Origin of the sequence: Isoptericola sp. NPDC019693 (genome assembly GCF_044389085.1) — a bacterium.
GTDB lineage: Bacteria > Actinomycetota > Actinomycetes > Actinomycetales > Cellulomonadaceae > Isoptericola.
In genome coordinates, this window is the sequence record NZ_JBIRXP010000002.1 from 395,235 (window position 1) to 410,982 (window position 15,748).

The 15,748-nt window shown below is 68.8% G+C and carries 12 protein-coding genes; 7 read left to right on the forward strand and 5 right to left on the reverse strand.

Going from position 1 to position 15,748, the window contains the following annotated elements; genetic code table 11:
• Nucleotides 1–68: 68 nt before the first annotated feature.
• From ACH436_RS07235 to ACH436_RS07255, 5 genes are read left to right on the forward strand one after another with little or no spacing between them, the layout of a single operon-like run.
• Complete coding sequence (locus tag ACH436_RS07235; protein ID WP_430559516.1) at nt 69–1,748, forward strand: glycosyltransferase; 1,680 nt, start codon at nt 69–71, stop codon at nt 1,746–1,748.
• 14 nt (nt 1,749–1,762) lie between these two features.
• A complete protein-coding gene (gene wecC / locus ACH436_RS07240; protein ID WP_430559517.1) occupies nt 1,763–3,055 on the forward strand; it encodes a UDP-N-acetyl-D-mannosamine dehydrogenase in 1,293 nt (430 codons plus the stop codon).
• 16 nt (nt 3,056–3,071) lie between these two features.
• Nucleotides 3,072–5,096: a CDP-glycerol glycerophosphotransferase family protein gene (locus ACH436_RS07245; protein ID WP_430559518.1), complete on the forward strand. Its 2,025-nt coding sequence runs from the start codon at nt 3,072–3,074 to the stop codon at nt 5,094–5,096.
• Nucleotides 5,096–6,967, forward strand: a complete 1,872-nt coding sequence (locus tag ACH436_RS07250; RefSeq protein WP_430559519.1) for a hypothetical protein — start codon at nt 5,096–5,098, stop codon at nt 6,965–6,967. Before ACH436_RS07245 ends, ACH436_RS07250 begins: the two co-directional genes overlap by 1 nt.
• Nucleotides 6,964–7,899, forward strand: a complete 936-nt coding sequence (locus ACH436_RS07255) for an acyltransferase (RefSeq protein ID WP_430559520.1) — start codon at nt 6,964–6,966, stop codon at nt 7,897–7,899. The genes ACH436_RS07250 and ACH436_RS07255 overlap by 4 nt, the downstream gene beginning before the upstream one ends.
• Nucleotides 7,900–7,941: 42 nt before the next feature.
• On the opposite strand, the gene ACH436_RS07260 is transcribed toward ACH436_RS07255, so the two are convergent.
• Genes ACH436_RS07260 through ACH436_RS07275 form a run of 4 tightly spaced genes read right to left on the reverse strand, consistent with a single transcriptional unit; the run spans nt 7,942 to nt 12,636 of the window.
• The gene (locus tag ACH436_RS07260; RefSeq protein ID WP_430559521.1) at nt 7,942–9,609 is read right to left on the reverse strand and encodes a DUF6270 domain-containing protein; all 1,668 of its coding nucleotides are present in this window, start codon (nt 9,607–9,609) and stop codon (nt 7,942–7,944) included.
• A complete protein-coding gene (gene wecB / locus ACH436_RS07265; RefSeq protein ID WP_430559522.1) occupies nt 9,606–10,748 on the reverse strand; it encodes a non-hydrolyzing UDP-N-acetylglucosamine 2-epimerase in 1,143 nt (380 codons plus the stop codon). The genes ACH436_RS07260 and wecB overlap by 4 nt, the downstream gene beginning before the upstream one ends.
• An 18-nt stretch (nt 10,749–10,766) precedes the next feature.
• Nucleotides 10,767–11,720: an ABC transporter ATP-binding protein gene (locus ACH436_RS07270; protein ID WP_430559523.1), complete on the reverse strand. Its 954-nt coding sequence runs from the start codon at nt 11,718–11,720 to the stop codon at nt 10,767–10,769.
• On the reverse strand, nt 11,707–12,636 hold the full coding sequence (locus tag ACH436_RS07275; protein WP_430559524.1) for an ABC transporter permease: 930 nt from the start codon (nt 12,634–12,636) through the stop codon (nt 11,707–11,709). Before ACH436_RS07275 ends, ACH436_RS07270 begins: the two co-directional genes overlap by 14 nt.
• An 80-nt stretch (nt 12,637–12,716) precedes the next feature.
• On the opposite strand from ACH436_RS07275, the gene ACH436_RS07280 reads away from it, so the two are divergent.
• Entirely contained in the window at nt 12,717–14,030 is a 1,314-nt protein-coding gene (locus tag ACH436_RS07280) for a UDP-glucose dehydrogenase family protein (RefSeq protein WP_430559525.1), read from the forward strand.
• Nucleotides 14,031–14,063: 33 nt separating this feature from the next.
• Nucleotides 14,064–15,059 carry a dTDP-glucose 4,6-dehydratase gene (gene rfbB, locus ACH436_RS07285; RefSeq protein ID WP_430559526.1) on the forward strand — a complete coding sequence of 332 codons (996 nt, stop codon included), beginning with the start codon at nt 14,064–14,066 and terminating at the stop codon, nt 15,057–15,059.
• A 7-nt stretch (nt 15,060–15,066) separates the two neighbouring features.
• Here the strand turns inward: rfbB and ACH436_RS07290 are convergent, their stop codons facing one another.
• Nucleotides 15,067–15,684 carry a dTDP-4-dehydrorhamnose 3,5-epimerase family protein gene (locus ACH436_RS07290; RefSeq protein WP_430559527.1) on the reverse strand — a complete coding sequence of 206 codons (618 nt, stop codon included), beginning with the start codon at nt 15,682–15,684 and terminating at the stop codon, nt 15,067–15,069.
• Nucleotides 15,685–15,748: the final 64 nt, after the last annotated feature.

Genomic DNA, 15,748 nt, shown 5'->3' on the forward strand with positions numbered 1-15,748 from the left:
ACGACCTTGTCGCTTACGATCCCTGGCCGCTGCCTCGCAGGGAGCCTGCCCGCACGATTCGCGCCGGCGTGATCCTGGACGACTTCTCGTCCCTCGCGCTGGGGTACGAGTGGGAGCAGGTCCGCCTCACTCCCGACACCTGGCTCACCGAGCTCGGCGGTCTCGACATCGTGTTCGTCGAGTCGGCATGGCGCGGGAATGACGGAGCGTGGCAGTTTCAGCTCACCGGTCCCTCTGCTCCGAGTCGTTCGTTGGTCGAACTCGTAGAGACCGCTCGCGAGCGGGGTATCCCGACGGTCTTCTGGAACAAGGAGGACCCGGTCCACTTCGAGGACTTCGTGGACACGGCGGCCCTGTTCGACCACGTCTACACGACCGACGTCGGGCGTCTCGACGCGTACCGCGAGCGGCTGGGCCACGACCGCGTCGGCGTCCTCGAGTTCGGTGCGCAGCCCGCGATCCACAACCCGGTGCGCACGAACGGGGGCGGCCCGGGGCGCGACGTCGCGTTTGCCGGCACGTGGTTCGCGCACAAGTACCCGGAGCGTCGGGAGCAGGCGGAGATGCTGCTGGGCGGCGCGCTGGACGTGTCGCCGCGCATGGCCACCGGGCTGGAGATCTTCTCGCGGTTCCGCGGGCAGGGGGACCAGTACGAGTTCCCGGAGCCGTTCGCGTCGCGGGTCGTCGGCTCGCTCGACTACGCGCAGATGCTCACCGCGTACCGCGACTACAAGGCGTTCCTCAACGTGAACTCGGTGGTGGACTCGCCGAGCATGTGCGCGCGGCGGATCTTCGAGATCACGGCGTGCGGCACGCCGGTCGTGACGGCGCCCAGCGCCGCGACGGGGGAGTTCTTCCCGGCCGACGAGGTGTTCGCCGTGACGACGCGCGCCGAGGCCGCGGACACGGTGCGCGCGCTCGTGCGGTCGCCCGAGCTGCGCGACCGCGCCGTCCACCTCGGGCAGCGGCGCATCTGGCGCGAGCACACCTACGGTTCGCGCGTGCAGCGGGTGCTGCACGACGTCGGCCTCGCGCCGTCGGCGGAGGTGCCGCGGCCGAGGGTCACCGCGCTCGTGTCCACGAACCGCCCGCACCGGCTCGACGACGTGCTGCGCACGGTCGGTGCGCAGGCCGGTGTGCAGGTGCAGCTCGCGCTGCTCACGCACGGCTTCGAGGTGGACGAGGCCGACCTGCGCGTGCGCGCCAAGGACGCCGGCGTCGAGGACCTGGTGCTGCTGCACGAGGGCACCGACGTGCCGCTGGGCGGCTGCCTGAACCTGTTGCTCGACGCCGCGGACGGGGATGTCGTCGCCAAGCTGGACGACGACGACCTGTACGGCCCGCAGTACCTCTCCGACCAGCTGTACGCGATGGCCTACAGCGGTGCCGACGTCGTGGGCAAGCAGGCGCACTACATGTACCTCGAGGGCCACGACGCAACTGTGCTGCGGTTCGCGGAGCGGGAGCACCGGTTCACCGACTTCGTCATGGGGCCGACGATCGTCGCACGCCGGGACACCGCTGCCGCGGTCCGGTTCGCCGAACGGGCGCGAGGTGAGGACACGGCGTTCCTGCGGGGCGCGGTGGACGCCGGGGCGCGGATCTATTCGGCCGACCGTTTCGGCTTCGTCCAGGTGCGGGCGGGCGCGGGCGAGGGGTCGCACACCTGGCGGATCACCGACGCCGAGGTGCTGGCGACCGGCGAGGTGCAGTTCTACGGGCGTGCTGAGCAGCACGTCTTCCTGTGATCAAGGGGGTGCACGTGCGGATCGGAACCGTCGGGGTGATCGGGCTTGGCTACATCGGCCTCCCCACCGCCGCAGTCCTGGCGGCCAAGGGGGTCAAGGTCGTGGGGGTCGACGTGAACCCCTCGACCGTCGAGGCGATCAACCGGGGCGACGTCCCGTTCGTCGAGCCGGACCTGGCAGCGTACGTGTCGGGGGCGGTGCAGCACGGCATGCTGCGGGCGTCTGCTGCGCCGGAGCCGGCGGACGCGTTCATCGTCGCCGTCCCCACACCCTTCCGGGGCGACCACGAACCCGACGAGTCGTTCATCGAGGCAGCCGCGGCCGCGGTCGCGCCGGTGCTCAACGGCGGCGAGCTCGTCATCCTCGAGTCCACCTCGCCGCCCGGCGCCACCCGCCGGATGGCGGAGGCGATCCTCGCAGCGCGTCCCGACCTCAGCCTCGACGGCTCGGGCGGCCGCCCGCGGATCCATGTCGCGCACTGCCCGGAGCGCGTGCTGCCCGGCCGCGTGATGATCGAGCTCGTCACCAACGACCGCATCGTCGGCGGCCTCACACCCGAGGCCGCGACGAGGGCGAAGGACCTGTACGCCGTTTTCTGCCAGGGCGAGATCCTGCTCACCGACGCAGTGACCGCCGAGATGGCGAAGCTGGTCGAGAACTCGTTCCGCGACGTCAACATCGCCTTCGCCAACGAGCTCTCCCTCATCGCCGACAAGCTCGACATCGACGTCTGGGAGCTGATCCGCCTGGCGAACCATCACCCGCGCGTCAACATCCTGCAGCCCGGCCCCGGGGTGGGCGGGCACTGCATCGCGGTGGACCCGTGGTTCATCGTGGACGCTGACCCTGACCACGCGCGCCTCATCCGGACGGCGCGCGAGGTGAACGACGACAAGCCGCGCTGGGTCGTCGATCAGGTGGTGGCCGCGGTGCGGCAGGCCGGAGCGAGGAGCGTGTCCCTGTTCGGCCTGGCATTCAAGCCGAACATCGACGACCTGCGCGAGTCTCCTGCCCGGCAGATCGTGGCAGCGGTGGCCGACCGGCTGCCTGATGTGCACGTCCTGGTGGCCGAGCCGCACGTGGACGAGCTGCCCCCCGAGCTGGCCAACAGGCGGAACGTCACGTTGGTGACCACGGATGCCGCGGCCCACAAGGGCGACGTCCTCGTCGATCTCGTCGCTCACGGTGTCTTCCGCGAGTACCGGGACCAGGGCAGTACCCAGGCGACTGCGAACAAGGTGGTGCTGGACTTCACCGGGGCTGGTGCGGCGACCGCCGAACGACGACCGATCACTCTCACCGCATGACATGGCAAGGACTGGAATGACAGACGCCCGCCCCACCCTCCTCACCGTCGTCATCGAGTCCGACGGACCCGTCGACCGCGAGTCGGAGACCTACCGCCGGATCGTCGCGGCGCGCCTCCGCTACGAGAAGTATTTCGCTGTCGAGGTCCTCGAACGCCCATTGACGACGGCGGAGGTCGCGGACCTGTGCGCGCGGCTGGACACCACGTATGTCGTGTTCGTACGGGAGTCGCACCATGTCCCCAGCGCCTATGTGCCGACCTTGGTCGAACACCTGCGCAAGCGCAATGTCTACCTCGCCGAGCCTCGGATCTTCACGGGTCCGATCCCGCGGGACGTGACGACGGTCAAGACCGACGACACCGCCGTCTACGGCAGGGACGCAGACATCTACGGTGTCGTCTTCCACACCCGCCGCCTGGTCGATCTTCTGGATGCCGCGGGCGACGTCGACCGTACAGCCCTGTACATCGCGTACCGCCTCTACTGGTCGATCGCGAAGATCGCCCCGCTCTCGGTCGGCTACTCGGTCGCGTCCGACACGAAGGCGGTCAGTGGCGTGTGCCCCGGCCCAGGTCTTTCACGACTCGTTCCGCTGATCCCCTCGGCGTCGCGAGAGCTGCGCCTGTACCTGCTTCGCTATCTGGTCCTGTTCCTGCGCGGCACTCGGGTGTACAAGGAGACCGACGTCGGCCTGGACCACCTGCGTGACCTGATCCGTGAATACGACCTGATCCGGCTCGTCGAGGTCGCCGCGGCAAGAGAGCCGCTCGAGGCGGCCGCGATCCGGTGGCTGGACGACCCCTCGGCCGACCGTCATCTGTACAAGCAGCTCACGGGCCGAGACGCTTACCTCGAGTTCCGGCTCGGAGAGCTCGACGACGAGCACGTCCCGTTGTATCGCCTGCGACTCGGCGAGGACAGCGTCTCGATCGGGAAGTCCTATCGACCGGTGACTGAACGGGCAGGCTACGAAGACCCCGGCACCTACGACTTCTACAGCCGTCCGATCGGTCCGGGGTCGACGATCCTCTTCTTCGACCGGCCCGGGCAGGCGGACGACAACGCCGAGCACCTCTACGCCTACTTCACCGCGAAGCATCCCGAGTACCGCAACGTGTACTTCGCGCTCGGGCGCAAGTCGAGAGACTGGGAGCGCCTCGAGAGGCGTGGGTTCAACCTGGTCCCGATCTTCACCCCGGAGTTCTACGAACTCTTTCTCCTCTCCGACCTCGTCGTCTCGTCCCAGATATACAACCTGCAGTACCGCGGGAAGACGTTGGCGAACTCGCGATTCGTTTACCTCCAGCACGGCGTGCAGCTCAACGACATGACCGACTGGGTGGTCGCGAAGCACTTTGATGTGTTCGTCGCCACCGGTGAGATCGAGGCCGACTATCTCCGGTCGGTGGCTCCCTTCGAGACGCTGAATTCGGGCCTCCCACGGCTGGAGTCCCTCGCACGCGTGCCCTCTGAGGCTCGTCATCTGCTGTTCATGCCGACCTGGCGGTTCAACCTTCACCAGGTGTCGACGGAAAGCTTCAAGCAGTCGAGCTACTACCGGGCGGTCGACGCCATCCTCACAGATCGCAGGCTGCTCGACTTCCTCGAGCGCACGGGGCGCCACCTGCACGTCAAGCTGCATCCGAACGTGGAGAAGCGGGCATCGGCGTTCCATTTCTCCGACCGGGTGGTGCGGACAGGCCTGAGCTACCGCGAGGCGATCTCCACGGCGGAGATGGTCTTCACCGACTACAGCTCGGCGGTCATCGACGCGTCGTTCATCGGCACCCCAATCGCGTACTACCAGTGGGATGCCGAGGGCTTCTTCGCCGACCAGCCGTACGAGAGCCGTCTGGACTACCGGAGCGAAGGATTGGGGCCCGTCTTCTACGGGCACGAGGAGCTCGTCGACCACGTGGTGACGGAGCGCTTCACCGTGCCCGACGACGAGACGGAGCGCCGCAAGGCGCGGTTCTTCGAGGGCGTCGATCCTGCACGGATCAACGAGACCATCGTGGAAAGGATGCTGAGCCTGTGATGGGGAAGCCTGACATCAGGGCGTCGTCGCTTCGTGCACGCGCGGCTTCGCTCGCCTACACCGCTCCGGTGCGGAGCGTCGTCCGCAAGGTGATGTTCTCTCCGGCGTGGACGCCGGTACGGCGTGTCGTGGAGTCGAAGGGGCTCGAAGGGGCGGCCCGGCGGCTCATGTCGGAGCAGCTTCCGGCGGGTATGTACTTCGCAAAGCTCACCATTCACGACTGGCAGAACTACCGCGGCCGGTCGTTTCGCCTGCTGCATGGCTCGACCGTGGCCTACGGCAACGAGATCGAGCCCCCGGCACGTGGGTCGGCCCTCGAATACCGCAACATCGTCGTCTCGTCGAAGGATCCAAAGGACTTCCACCTCGACATCGAGGCACCCTTCAGCCTGAAGATCGGGCACGGCGCGTTCACGACCCCGCAGCAGGTTGCGTACGACGAGCGGTACGGCGTCGAGCAGCATGGCGACGTCTTCTACTCCGTGCGCGGCAACACCACGAACCCATCCAAGCTCTTGATCACCTTTCCGGGGTTCGGTCCGTCGACGTCGAGGATCTCGTACGCGGTCTCCTACCTGAAGGACCTCGACGAAGAAGACCTGGCGAACACCCTGATGGTGTCTTTCCAGGACCGATACCTGGTGTCTGGCTCGTACATGCTCGTCGACAATGGGGGTAGGCCACTCTACGAGCGCGTCCATCGGGTGATCGAGGACTTGGTGCGGCGACACGGGATCGCGCCGCACGACGTAATGTTCTTCGGGGCTTCCAAGGGGGGCAGCATCGCAATCAGCTACGCCCGCGAGTTCCCCCAGGCACACCTGCTGCTGGCCGTCCCGCAGATGAACTTGCCGTACTACTTCAACAAGCCATTCTTCAAGGACAGCCTGTTTCGGCACCCTGCGTTCCGGGAAGCGGAGCAGCCGCAGGACCTGCTGCGTCGCTACTTCGCCGAGGGGCGGAAGGTCGATTACTTCTACACGAACGACGACGAGCTGAGCAATCACTCGCTCATCGAGCTCGTTCAGGACGTGGAGAACCTCACGAAGTACCGGGTGGGCGGGGTACATGGCGCGGTGGCCAAGGCTGCGCTGCCCGCGATCCTGGGTGTGATGCGCCGGTTCATCGCCCCGCGCTCCGAGCACCCGCTCGGATGCGACGTGGTGCGCACGTTCGTCGAGGAGGACTCCGTCCGGCTCCAGCTGCGGCTGGATGAGTCGAGCGAGAACCTGCCGTCGACGGCGAACTGCTTCGTCGAAGGCAGCTTGGGCAGAACCCGCTTCCTGCAGATGGTGGCGGACCACAAGTACTCGTTCGTCAAGTTCATGGACGAGTCGCAGCGCCTCTACCCGGCCTTCGACCGGCTGGTCGACATCGACCGGGTCACGGTGCTGGACTCGTCCGGCGACAGGTACAGCGGCCTTCTGCCTGAGAAGATCGTGGCGGACGGGGTGGAGCCTGCGGATCTGGAGCTCACGACGGCGCCGCTCACGCTGGAGACGTCCGCCGTGCGGAACTACGCATTGCTCGACGACAGGCGGCTCGGACGCTTCCGGTACCGCAGCGCAGAGTTCGATCCGAAGGGCGACACTCTCGAGGTGCGGGTGGCGGGCCATCGGGGCGCTGACCTGGCTGACGACTCGTCGATCTTGGCCGGCGGAGATCGGGTCCGGTACGTCGTACGCGTCGCGCAGCAGGGCTCCGAGCCACTTGTCCACCTGTTCGCCCTTCGGCTGGTGGTCGCTGCCGGTGTGCCGCGCCTGCGGGTCGTGGTCGAAGAAGGCCCCGACCAGCAGGAGACGCTGGAAGCACTCCAGGGGATCGGCTGGGACGACGTCGAGATTGAGCCCGAGGCACTCTGGCGCCCATGAGCGAGACAACTGTCAAGGACGAAATAGGCCCTAATACGCTGCATGTGACCTGCCCGGAACTCCGGCCTCAGGTCGACGACGTCGGCGTTCAAGGGGGAACCGTCATGGCAGGTGCGCGACAGGTCGTCAAGAGCTACGACGACGTGCCGAAGATCCGGCACAACGACGTCCATCTGAATCCCGGGTCCGGCGGCGAATTTGTGTCGTCGTCGATCGAGTTCACCGGTACCGGGAACGTGCTCGTCATCGAGGACGGGGCCCGCCTCCGCAATACTCGCTTGCGTTTCCTCGGGAACGACTCGGTGATCTACCTCCGGCGCTCGACGCGCTACATCGAGATCGTCGCGTCTCTCTTCCACGAGTCGGTCCTCTACCTCGGCCCTGGCAGTTCGTTCACCTCGGCGGCCCGAATCGTCCCGTCCGAACGCCGTCACGTCATCATCGGGTCAGACGCAATGTTCGCTTCGCGTGTCGCGTTCCGTACGGCCGACCCGCATCTCGTCTACTCGGCGCATGACCACCGGCGCGTCAACGACAGCCGGTCGGTGTGGGTGGGCGATCACGTGTGGCTGGGCGAGGACTCGCTGTTCCTCAAGGGAGCCCGCGTGGGGTCGGGGAGCATCCTGGGCGCCCGGGCGGTGGTCACGAGATCGGTGCCGTCCAACGCGTCCGCCGGTGGTGTCCCTGCCAGGGTGATCGGCAAGGATGTCTTCTGGACCCGACCTTCGGTGCACGGCTGGACCCAGGAGCAGTCCGACCGCGCGGCGTCGTACCCCGGGGACGAGCACATCTTCTCGGTGGACGGCGACACGGTCGACCTGGAAGAGCTCGAGAAAAGACTCGATCAGACGGCGACCGGCGCGGAACGGGCACAGTGGTGCGAGCAGCTCGATGCTTTGAAGGCAAAGAACCGGTTCACCATCGCGCATTGAGGACGGGCGGACGGTCTCCGTCCCGGAGGTCGCGGCCCAGTCTCAGCGCTTGGGGTCGGCCGCGGCGTGGGCCAGCAGGTCGACGTCTGTCCACCCGGGCAGATCGCGGCCGGTGAGCTCCCGCACGAAGTCGATGTCGGAACGGTAAAGCTCGACCAGTACTCGGATCTCTGCCACAGAGAGTGGGCTCGCCGCCCGCATCGCGACCGCGGTCGCGTTCCGGTTGACGGGTGTGGTGAGGGCTTTGTCGCTCGCGCCAGGCGGCGGGGCAGGTGCCCCGATCGCGTCGAGAGCGCGCGCGAGGAACGTGCGGGGCGCGGACACGAGATCGTCGTGGAGGAGGACGTGGAGCCGGTCGGCCCCGACCGTGCTCGCCCAATGCCGATAGTGCCGTTGGTAGGCACCGATGCCGAGGATGCCGCGGGTGGTCGCGGCCTCGAAGATCGAAGTCCCGGCGGCGACCTTTCCGAGGACGACGGCGTGCCAGTAGGCCGAGATTGCGCGCGACACGGGGTCGCGGAGGGACACGAGCAGCGGCGCATCCCCGGGGAGATAGTCGCGCACGATAGCGGCGGCGTCTTCGCGGCGAGGATCGAACCGGTCGCCCTCGCTCGTCCAGAAGTAGAGGAACGACCGCTGCCCACGCCACCGATGGGGGCCGGCATCCGCGAACAACTTGAGGTAAGCCGCCCGGGTCTTCGGGTTCTCGATGCGCTTGCGCCCGGACAACACAGGCCCCTGCGACATTGGGGCCATGAAGATGTCGGGCTGCGCACCCAGGTGCTGCTCGAGCCAGGTGCTGCCCGCGCGCTGGGCCCCCAGCACCAGGAAGTTGGGCCCGCCCTCGAGCTTCTGGGGGCGGGAGCTGCCAGCGGCGCGACGCGCCGGCGCGTCGGTCGTCGATGCGGAGGTCTGCGCGCTCTGTCGCTGCACGCTGCCGGTCGGCTGGGCCGTGGCCGCCGGCCGCCACACCGGGCGCCCGGGAGAGCCGGTGAGCTCCTTGACCACGCGGAGGTACACGTCCTCGGCGTAATGGAAGGGTGCTTCTCCCCAGGGGTGGTCGGGGCTGGACACGACCTCTTCTGGACGGAGCGAGATCACCTCGGCCTCGAGCGCCTGGGCGGCGACCTGTGCGTACGCGCGAAAGACGGGGTTCGCCTCGGCAGCGGTGACGCCGAAACTGTCCGGGGTCGCGATGCCGGTCTCGGAGCGCTCCGCCCACGGGAGGTCGATCAGCACGACGGCGGCGCGCGGCATGTGATGCCGGATGAGCTCGCCCACGGCGGCGATCCCCTGCGACCAGTACTGGAAGTGCTGATCGCTGCCGAAGGGCAGGTGCTGGGATCCTGCAGGCAGGTGCTGCTCCGCGCCGGACTGGACAAGCTCGGTCGACCGCGTGACGACAGAGCCGTCGGGGAGCACGTAGGCACCGAGGCGCTCGTCGACCAGGTCGACGAGGACGAGGTCGGTCTGGGGCGCGGCCTCGGGGATCTGGGTCTGCAGGCTCGACGCGTAGTCGCCGGCGACCATGCGCTGCTGGAACGGCGACTCCATCGCGGGCGGCTCGACCAGGCTGACGGGTCGCGTGTACGCGCTGAGCGCCGACTGCCGGGCGACGTACTGGACGAGCTCGAACTGCTCAGGGTCCAGGTGCTCAAACGTGTCGCGCGAGACGCACGAGCCGTAGATGAAGACGCGGTTCTTGCTCATGGGTTTCCTTCGGTTCCCCAGTCCGCGGGGCGCGGACCGAGAGAGAGGAGGTGACTGATGGCGGCGACTGATCGGTCGGCGCTTCGGCCGTCACCGTACGGGTTGGTCGCGTGGGCCATCGCACGATAGGCAGCCTCGTCGGTGAGCAGCGAGGTGACCTCGTCGACGATGCGCTGCTCGTCCGTCCCGATCAGGCGCACCGTGCCGGCGGTCACTGCCTCTGGCCGCTCGGTGTTGTCCCGCATGACAAGGACCGGTTTGCCGAGGCTCGGCGCCTCCTCCTGTACACCGCCGGAGTCGGTCAGCACCACGGTGGCGAGCGAGAGCAGGCGGGTGAATTCGCCGTAGGCGAGCGGCTCGGTCACGGTGACGTTGTCGAGGCCCTCGAGGTGCGGCAGCACCGCCTCTCGGACCACGGGGTTGCGGTGGGCAGGCAGGACGACCTGCACGTCGGGGAACGATTTCGCGAGGCGTGTGAGGGCCCGCCCGACGCCTTCCATCGCACCGCCCCAGTTTTCCCGGCGATGAGTGGTGACGAGGAGGATGCGGCTACCGGAGTCCGCGAGGTCCTCCAACGCCGGATCGGTGAACGGGGTCTTCATCTCCATCGTCATCAGGAGCGCGTCGATCACCGTGTTCCCGGTGACGACGATGTCGTCAGCGTGGACCGACTCGCGTAGGAGGTTGGCCTTGCTCGTCGACGTGGGGGCAAGATGCAGCGCCGCGATCTGCGAGGTGATCTTGCGGTTCGCCTCTTCAGGGAAGGGGGACAGGATGTTCCCCGAGCGAAGCCCCGCCTCGACATGGACCACCGGGATCCCGCGGTGGAACGCGGCAAGAGCGGCAGCAGTCGACGTCGAGGTGTCGCCCTGGACGATCACGGCGGCGGGCTTCTCTGCCTCCAGCACCGGGTCGAGGCGCTCGAGCACGCGCGCGACGATGGTCGAGAGGGAAGCGCCGTGCTCGAAGATGTCGAGATCACGGTCCGGGGAGATCTCGAAGATCTCGCTCACCTGGTCGAGCATCTCGCGGTGCTGGCCGGTGACCACGGTGATCGAGTCGAGGGCGTCGCTCGCCTCGAGAGCCTTGATCACCGGCGCCGCCTTGATCGCCTCGGGGCGGGTGCCGTACACGGTCATGACGCGTGGCCGCATCGGCTACCGACCTCCCTTGCTGCGCTTCAAGGAGGCGCTCGAGGGCCTCACGTGCCGGGAAGTGTAGCGGCGCGTCGACCGCGCCTCCTCCACTTGGACAGTGGTCTGCTCCCGCTCGGCGAACGCGGTCTCGATGATCGCCTTCGCCTCGTCAGGCTTGTCCTTCGCCACTGCCCAGGCCCACTTGCGGTAGCGCAGGGCGACGTCCTCTGCGGGCCCGTCGAGAACGAGCCGCCCGTGATTGAGCCAGATGGCTCGGGTGCACGTCTCCTCGATGGTCTGCGCGGCGTGGGACACCAGGAAGACGGTGCCGGCGCTCTTGCGCAGCCCCTGCATGCGGGCCTCGCTGCGTTCCTTGAACGCGGCATCACCGGTGGCGAGGGCCTCGTCGATGAGGAGGATGTGCGGGTTGGACGCCGTCGCGATGGCGAACCGCAGCCGGGCACCCATGCCGGACGAGTACGTCTTCATGGGCAGGTAGATCGACTTGCCGAGCCCCGCGAGCTCCTTGACCTCCGGGACGGCGGCCTCAGCCTGCGCCGGCGTGAGCCCCATGGCGAGGCAGCCCAGCCGGATGTTCTCCTCGCCCGACAGGTCCGGCACCAGGGCCGCGTTGACGCCGATGAGCACGGGCGTGCTCTCGGCGAGCACCCGGCCCTTGGCGGGGTTCTCGAGCCCGGCGATGATGCGCAGCAGGGTGCTCTTGCCGGAGCCGTTCTGCCCCACGAGGCCGATCTGCTCGCCCGACTTCGCCACGAACGAGATGCCCGACAGTGCGCGCACGAGCACCTTGGGATCGTTGCCCAGCACGGTCCGCGCCGCCTTGACGAGGGGATTGGCCCGACGGCGGCGCTCGGCGGCGTCCGTGGACGGCACGCGGTAGCGGACGCTGACGTCCTGCACGGCCACCGTGGCCTGGGCGAAGGGATCGGCCACCGCGAGGTCAGACACGGCCATAGGACTCCTCCGCCCGCCAGAACACGAGGAAGCCGACCACGAGCGTGCCCACCGCCCAGGCGCTCAGCCCGATCCAGGTGGAGAGCGCCGGCACAGCGCCGTACAGCAGGGTGTCGCGGGAGGCGTCCAGCACCATGTACATCGGGTTGGCCTCCATGATCCCGACGATCCACGGGTAGTTCTCGAAGCGTTCGATCGAGAAGAACACCGCCGACCCGTAGAGCCAGAACCGCATCAGCACGCTGATGAGCTGGTTGAGGTCGGGCAGGGCTGACGCGGCCCGCGCGAGCAGCAGTGCCAACCCTGTGGTGAACAGGACCTGCAGCACCAGGACGGCGGGGAACAGCACCGCGGCCGCCGTCCAGTGCTCCTTCTCGGGGAGCACCAGGATCAGCACGAGCATCGCGCCGAGGGTCGGGGCCAGGTTGAGGATGCCGCGCAGCACGACGGAGATCGGCAGCGACGCCCGCGGGAAGCTGAACGCCCTGATGAGGTTGCGCCCGCTCGCGATGGACTTCGCGCCGCCGGTCACGCACTGGGTCGTGAACTGGAAGAGGAAGACGCCGATGATGAGGTAGCCGAGGAAGTTCGGGATCCCGCCCTTGGCGCCGAGCACCAGGCCGAAGATCAGGTAGTACGCCAGCCCGTTGAGCACCGGGTTGATGACCAGCCACGCCTGACCGAGCAGCGTCTCGCGCGTGCCGCTGGTGACCTTGGCCCGCGCCTCCGCCCACAGGAAGTGCCGCCGCTTCCACAGCTGTGCGAGGTAGGTGCGGATCGGGGGGCGCGCGCCCACCTGGGACAGCCGTCCGGTGGAGACGACCTCGAGCGTGGAGGCCTGCGTGCCGAAGAGCTCGGCGTACAGGTCGGCGGGGCGCACCTCTGCGCCCTGCCGAACCTCAGCCTCGTACGTCATCGACCCGCATCCTAGAGTGAGCCCGGCGCAGTCTCGCGCGCCCCCGTCCCTGTGGACTCCCGGCGAAGGGCAGCAGTCGTATGCGGATCTCGGTGATCGGACTCGGCTACCTCGGCGCGGTCCACGCCGCCAGCCTGGCTCATCTCGGGCACGACGTGGTGGGCGTCGACGTCGACGCCGAGCGGGTGGACGCGCTCGCCGCCGGCAAGGCGCCGTTCTTCGAGCCCGGGCTGGACGACCTGTTGTCGCAGGTCATGGGCACCGGGAGGCTGACCGTCTCGACCGACATGGCCGCGGTCGCCGGGTCACAGGTGCACTTCGTGTGCGTCGGGACGCCGCAGCGACCGGACGCTCACGCGGCCGACCTCTCCTACGTCGACGCCGCGGTGGGCGAGCTGGTCGAACACCTCGGAGCGGGTGAAATCGTGGTCGGCAAGTCCACGGTCCCGGTGGGCACCGCGCAGCGCCTCGCGGCGGTCGTCGCAGCCGCGCAGCCCGACGCGGTCCTCGCGTGGAACCCGGAGTTCCTGCGCGAGGGGTTCGCGGTCCAGGACACCCTGCACCCGGACCGTCTCGTCTACGGCGTGCCCGACGGCGCCGCCGCGCAGCGGGCGACGGCGGCCCTCGACGCCGTCTACGGGGCCCCGCTCGCCGAGGGTGTGCCCCGCATCGTCACGGACTACCCGACGGCAGAGCTCGTCAAGGTGGCGGCGAACTCGTTCCTCGCCACGAAGATCTCCTTCATCAACGCGATGGCGGAGCTGTGCGAGGTGGCGGGGGGCGACGTCGCCCGCCTCGCGGACGCGATCGGCCACGACGAGCGCATCGGGCGCCGCTTCCTCAACGCCGGCCTGGGCTTCGGCGGCGGCTGTCTCCCCAAGGACATCCGTGCCTTCCGCGCTCGTGCCGACGAGCTGGGGGCGGGAGACGCCGTCGCCTTCCTCGGCGAGGTGGACGCCATCAACGCGCGACGTCGTACCCGCATGGTGGACCTCGCCTCCGAGGTGCTGGGCGGGATGGTCGAGGGCGCCGAGGTCACGGTGCTCGGCGCCGCGTTCAAGCCCGACAGCGACGACGTGCGCGACTCGCCCGCCCTCGACGTCGCGGCCCGCCTGTCCGAGCTGGGCGCGGTCGTGACGGTGCACGACCCGCAGGCCATCGACAACGCCCGCGCGAAGCAGCCGCACCTGCGCTACGAGCGGGACCTGGAGGCCGCGCTCGCCGGCGCGGACGCCGTCCTGCTCCTCACCGAGTGGAAGCAGTACCGCGACCTCGACCCGGAGCACGCGGGCGCCCTGGTGGCCCAGCGCACCATCCTCGACGGCCGCAACGCCCTCGACCGTGCGGCGTGGACCGGCAGCGGCTGGCACTATCGTGCTCTCGGCCGGCGCTGAGCCGGCCGCCCCGACAGATTGGGTCAGGTCTCCATGCGGGTACTCGTCACCGGTGGCGCCGGTTTTATCGGGGCGAACTTCGTCCAGCAGACGGTGGCGGAGCGGCCGGACGCCGAGGTGACGGTGCTGGACGCCCTGACGTACGCCGGGGACCGGTCGTCGTTGGACCCGGTCGCGGACCGGGTGACGTTCGTGCAGGGGTCGATCACCGACGCGGAGCTGGTGGACGGCCTGGTCGCGGTCGCGGACGTGGTGGTGCACTTCGCCGCGGAGTCGCACAACGACAACTCGCTGACGGACCCGTCGCCGTTCGTGCAGACCAACGTGGTGGGCACGTTCACCCTGCTGGAGGCGGTGCGCCGCCACGGGGTGCGGTACCACCACATCTCGACGGACGAGGTGTACGGCGACCTGCCGCTGGAGGGCGACGAGAGGTTCACCCCCACCACGCCGTACAACCCGTCCAGCCCGTACTCGTCGACGAAGGCCGGCTCGGACCTGCTGGTGCGCGCGTGGGTGCGCTCGTTCGGCATCGAGGCGACGATCTCGAACTGCTCGAACAACTACGGGCCCTACCAGCACGTGGAGAAGTTCATCCCGCGGCAGGTCACCAACCTCATCGACGGGGTGCGGCCGCGCCTGTACGGGGCGGGGCTGAACGTGCGCGACTGGATCCACGTGCACGACCACAACGCCGCCGTGTGGGCGATCATCGACCGCGGACGGGTGGGGGAGACGTACCTCATCGGCGCCGACGGCGAGGCGAACAACCTGCAGGTGGTGCGCACGCTGAACGAGCTGTTCGGGCGGGACGCGGACGACTTCGACCACGTCGCCGACCGCCCCGGGCACGATCTGCGCTACGCGATCGACGCCACGAAGCTGCGTGAGGAGCTGGGCTGGGCCCCGCAGTTCACCGACTTCCGTTCCGGGCTCGCCGCGACCGTGGACTGGTACCGGGAGAACGAGGACTGGTGGCGTCCGGCCAAGGCGGCCGTGGAGGCGAAGTACGCCCGCACCGGGCAGTAGACCGGCGTCAGCCGCGCAGCGACGCGAGGTAGTCCTGGACGGCGTCGTGGGTGGGCAGCAGGCCCTGGGCCTTCGCCTCGGCGAGGCTGGGGGCGGCGGTGTCCTTGTCGGAGAGCTGGGCGACCAGCGGCGAGCCGTCGCGGGCGGTGGTGGGCCACTGGATGCCGACCTCGGGGTCCAGGGGGTGGATGCCGTGCTCGTGGCCGGGGTTGTAGCCGGCGGAGCACAGGTAGAGCACGGTGGAGTCGTCCTCGAGCGACATGAAGGCGTGGCCCAGGCCCTCGCCGAGGTAGATGGCGCGCCGGTCGACGTCGTCGAGCAGCACGGAGTCCCACTGCCCGAAGGTGGGTGAGCCGACGCGGATGTCGACGACGACGTCGAGGACGGCGCCCTTGGCGCAGGTGACGTACTTGGCCTGGCCGGGCGGGACGTCGGCGAAGTGGATGCCGCGCAGCACGCCGGCCGTGGACACCGAGGCGTTGGCCTGCTGCAGGTCCAGGGGGTGGCCGACCGCCTCGGCGAACGGCCCGGCCTTGAACCACTCGAGGAAGACGCCGCGGGGGTCGCCGTGCTGCCGCGGGGTGATCTCGTAGGCGCCGGGGACGCTCAGCTCGCGGATCTGCACGGGTGCTCCTTCGCAGGGTCGGCCGCAGGTCGGCAGAGCCCGATGGTGGGCCCGTAGGATCCTA